Raw genomic sequence first — 4,432 nt, 5'->3', positions numbered from 1 at the left:
TGAATTCAATGACCGTATGAATAGCAGAAGTCTGTGTTTCGTTCAGTCGTAATCGCTCGGAAAGAAACGTCAACATACTCCCTTGAATTAGCGTAGATAGTAAGACTGTGAAAAACACGATATTGAAGATCATCGATGCATTCTCGATATCCGCAACGAGAGGGTATGTCGCGAGAATGATTGGTACCGCTCCTTTTAGGCCAGCAAAGGAAATGAAGACCTTCTCTTGCCACGAATAACGAAACGGAAGAAGACTCACCCAGACTGACAAAGGACGAGCGATGAAAATTAAGATCAGCGCCAGCGCAATGGAAGATAGGATGACCTGGACATCGAGCAATTGTTTCGGAAAGACAAGCAGACCGAGCACGATGAACATTCCGATTTGAGCAAGATGCGCCATACTCATCGTAAAACGAACGAGTGTCTGTCGATAGACGAGTTCATGATTACTGATGTAGATCGCTGTGACATAAACGGCTAAAAATCCACTTGCATGGAACGTATCAGCTAAACCGAAAGACAGGAAAGCAAACGACATGAGCATGATTGGATAAAAGCTAGAAGAGGACAAATCGATCCGATTGATCAATGTCGAAGCTGCCCATCCGATGAACAAACCAATTAGAAGTCCCATCGCCATTTCCCAAACGAGTGATCCAAGTCCCGATAAGAGCGATGCTTCTTCAGGGTTCGTCACGAACTCAAGGAACAAGACAGTCAAAAAGACGGCCATCGGGTCATTCGTACCGGACTCGACTTCAAGTGTTGATCCGACTTTTCGTCGAATCGGCTGACCACTCAAGACAGAAAAGATGGCAGCGGCATCCGTCGAACCAACGATTGCCCCGAGTAAAAAAGCATTCGCCCAACTAAACCCTAGAATATAATGGGAAGCAACGGCAACGATGGATGTAGCGATGAAGACCCCGAACGTCGCAAGCGAGAGGGAAGGGGCTAATTCATGACGCACTTCCTTCCAAACCGTTTGCAGACCACCTTCGAATAAGATGATGATGAGGGCGACAGTTCCGAGAAGCTGAGCCAGTTCTGCATCGTCAAAACGAATGAACCCGGTAATGTCGCTTCCGGCAATCATACCAAGAGCGATAAAAATCAGTAGAGCAGGAATATTCAGACGACTTGATAACTTCGTCGTCCACACGGCGGCAAACAGCAATATACCAATCAATAAAATCGTGAGTTGCAAGGACATGGCATCAAACTCCTATTCATAAAAGAATCTCTAGTTTCATGATACAACAATTCCGATGAAAAGACTCGGATAACGATTGTTCAATATTTTCCACCACACCGGACAACTTTCTCTCTCTTCATTGCAAGCGTTTTCATTTATTGTGAAGATGTAGCACGAAATGAAACGAAATCAGGGAGGGAATCCGAATGCGTAAAAGAAGATGGGCAGCATTACCTGTCGTCACGACGGCGATGGTCGTCGCTTTGGCAGCATGTGGTGGCGGTACATTGAATAGCGATGACTCGAAAGATAGTGGTTCAAAAGACGGTAAGACGCTCAACGTATTCCAATTCAAGGCTGAAATCGCAAAAGACATGGAAAAGATGGCAAAAGCGTATGAAAAAGAAACTGGGACGAAAGTCGTCGTGCAAACAGTCGGTGGTGGATCGGACTATGGCGCGGCTCTGAAATCACAGTTCGCTTCAGGTAATGAACCAGATGTCTTTAACAATGGTGGCTTTACGGAAGCAAAAACATGGCAGGATAAGTTAGAAGATTTGTCAGATGAAAAGTGGGTCGGTGATTTAACGGATCTATCAAAAGAGCCAATGACGATTGATGGTAAATTGTATGGTATGCCAATGAACCTTGAGGGATATGGCTTTATCTACAATAAAGATATCTTCAAAAAAGCCGGTATCACGGAACTTCCAAAAACATTAACGGAATTGACGGAAGCTTCTAAGAAGCTGAAAGCAGATGGAGTGACACCGTTCTCGATCGGATACGGGGAGTGGTGGGTTCTTGGAAATCACCTTTTAAACATTCCGGTCGCACAACAGGATGATCCAGATCAGTTCATTGCAGATCTCAACTCTGGAAAAGCGAAGTTCGAGGACAATAAACAGTTCAAGGAATTCATGAATCTATTTGATTTGACGATTGAGTATGGAAATAAAAATCCGTTAACGACAGACTATAATACACAAGTCTCTCAGTTTGCTGAAGGTAAGACAGCGATGATCCAACAAGGGAACTGGGCACAACAATTGATCACGGATGTCAATCCGGACATCAACATGGGCTTCATCCCGATGCCGATCAATGATGATAAAGAAAAAATGGATCGTCTGCCTGTCGGCGTACCAAACAACTGGGTCGTCAATAAGAACTCGAAGAACAAAGCAGAAGCGAAGAAATTCCTCGAGTGGATGGCGACGTCTGACACAGGAAAAGACTACATGGTCAATAAATTTAAATTCATCCCTGCCTTCAAATCAATCGAAGCGAAGGATTTAGGACCGCTTGCAGATGATATTCAAGCGTACTCGAAAGATGGAAAAACCATCTCATGGAACTGGTTCAAGTATCCGGATGGTGCTGTAAACGAGTTCGGAGCGATCATGCAAGCATACGTTGGTAAGCAAAAAACAGCTGATGAGATGCTGCAGGACTTCACAAAAACATGGGATAAAATGAAGAAATAAGAAGTGATTTAAAAAACATGCCTGTTCCGACTAACTGACGGAACAGGCATGTTTTTTATTATAAGAAGAATAATTGGATGAAGAAGAGAAGCGCGAACACATAGATGAGTGGGTGGACACGCTCTTTTTGGATAGCTTTCATGATCGGATAGACGATGAAACCGAATGCGATACCGGTTGCGATACTACCGGATAATGGCATGATCAAGATGACGAGGAAAGCCGTGAAAGCTTCGCTGAAGTCATCCCATGGAATCTGCTTGATGTTTTGAATCATGAAGGCACCGACTAAGATCAATGCGGGCGCAGTAATCGCAGGGACGCTCGAAATCGATTGAACGAACGGTCCAAAGACGGCAGATAATGCGAATAGAATCCCGACCGTCACGGATGTGAGTCCAGTCCGTCCACCAGCAGCGACACCCGCTGCAGATTCTACGTAAGCCGTTGTAGGACTTGTTCCGAATAATGAACCAGCGACCATCGCAGTCGAATCAGATAATAGGGCACGTTCGCTGTTTTTCAATGATCCATCTTTTTCAATCAATCCAGCCTGTTCTCCGACAGCGACCATCGTACCTGTCGTATCAAACATCGTCACGAGAACGAAGGAGAGGACACCGCTGAACAGACCGTATTGGAACACGTCTTGAATGGCGTTGAACGGATTCGTGATGATCAATCCTTCTGGTAACGTCGGTAACGCAACGAAGGAATCGGAAAACTTCAATTCACCTGTCAGGAATGCAATCAATCCAGAGAGGATCATGGCATATAAAATAGCACCTGGTACACGTTTGATTGTCAAGATCGCTGCAACTAATAATCCGATGAGTGTGATCAATGCTTCTGGTGACGTCAATGCGCCAATCGTGACGAGTGTATCTTCACTAGCGACTAGAATTCCTGACATCTTGAGACCGAGTGAAGCAATGAAGAGACCGATTCCACCTGTGATCGCAAGCTTTAATGTCATCGGAATGATTTCAATCAGCTTCGTACGAATCGGTGAGAGTGATAACAATAAGAAAATGACACCAGCGACGAAGACAACTGAGAGTGCTGTCTGATATGGAATCTTCTCACCAACGACAAGTGTATAAGTAAAATACGCATTGAGTCCCATTCCAGGTGCGACTGCGATTGGTAGATTCGCATAAAGCCCCATCAGAAGCGTACCGATCAATGTCGCGATGATCGTCGCAGAAAAAGCTTGGGCTTGGGGGATACCGGCATCTGCTAAAATCGTTGGGTTGACGAGCAGAATATAGGCCATCGTAATGAACGTCACGAATCCAGCTTGGATTTCACGTTTTACGGTTGTTTGATGTGCGGCGAGTTTAAACATGGGTAAAAGGACCACCTTCATAACAAATTGATTAAAAAACGAACATTGATGATATTATAGTAAAATTCATTCGGAATCAAGTCGAAACAAAAAAGAATTTTTTATAGGAATCATGAAAGAGAATATCAGGAAATGATGTAAGCGGATTCAAGGTTATGATACGATTGATTACAAGAAAAAGGATGGGGGCGCCTTTCATGAAAAGTATCCGGACGCGTTTGATTCGTCTCGTCGTCCTGGCGATCTTGATTCCGACTGCCCTCGCGACATCGATTTCCTATCTGTATGTGCGGCACCAAAACATTGAACAGGCAGAACGTTCTAGCCTGAACGTATTGACGCGGGGAAATACACAGGTGACCCATTATATAGCTGTCTCTTATACACATCTCCGAGCCC

Annotated in this window: 4 protein-coding genes; 2 read left to right on the top strand and 2 right to left on the bottom strand. The window is 44.6% G+C overall.

What is annotated here, in order from left to right; all coding sequences use genetic code 11:
• The coding region (locus tag F8N00_RS16455) for a potassium/proton antiporter (RefSeq protein ID WP_421018597.1) at window positions 1-1,216 on the bottom strand (1,216 nt) is incomplete at its 3' end.
• Window positions 1,217-1,404: 188 nt separating this feature from the next.
• Here F8N00_RS16455 and F8N00_RS16450 point away from each other — a divergent pair.
• Window positions 1,405-2,685, top strand: coding sequence for an ABC transporter substrate-binding protein (locus F8N00_RS16450; RefSeq protein ID WP_023467238.1), 1,281 nt, complete (start codon window positions 1,405-1,407; stop codon window positions 2,683-2,685).
• Window positions 2,686-2,743: 58 nt separating this feature from the next.
• Here F8N00_RS16450 and F8N00_RS16445 read toward each other — a convergent pair whose 3' ends face one another.
• Window positions 2,744-4,033 (bottom strand): NCS2 family permease, encoded by a 1,290-nt coding sequence (locus tag F8N00_RS16445; protein WP_023467239.1) that lies wholly within the window; start codon window positions 4,031-4,033, stop codon window positions 2,744-2,746.
• Between the two features lie 197 nt (window positions 4,034-4,230).
• On the opposite strand from F8N00_RS16445, the gene F8N00_RS16440 reads away from it, so the two are divergent.
• Window positions 4,231-4,432 (top strand): hypothetical protein (locus tag F8N00_RS16440; protein ID WP_421018596.1); only part of this gene is annotated, 202 nt, incomplete at its 3' end.

The sequence above is a fragment of the Exiguobacterium sp. A1_3_1 genome (genome assembly GCF_048985645.1).
In the GTDB taxonomy this organism is placed as follows: domain Bacteria; phylum Bacillota; class Bacilli; order Exiguobacteriales; family Exiguobacteriaceae; genus Exiguobacterium_A; species Exiguobacterium_A indicum.
Note: the sequence above shows the minus strand (reverse complement) of the source record. Positions and strands in the feature narration are given on the sequence as shown.

What these genes read in the sequence shown, in the direction of transcription:
- F8N00_RS16445 (WP_023467239.1), bottom strand. Translation starts at nt 4,033, where the DNA reads ATGTTTAAACTCGCCGCACATCAAACAACCGTAAAACGTGAAATCCAA.
- F8N00_RS16450 (WP_023467238.1), top strand. Translation starts at nt 1,405, where the DNA reads ATGCGTAAAAGAAGATGGGCAGCATTACCTGTCGTCACGACGGCGATG.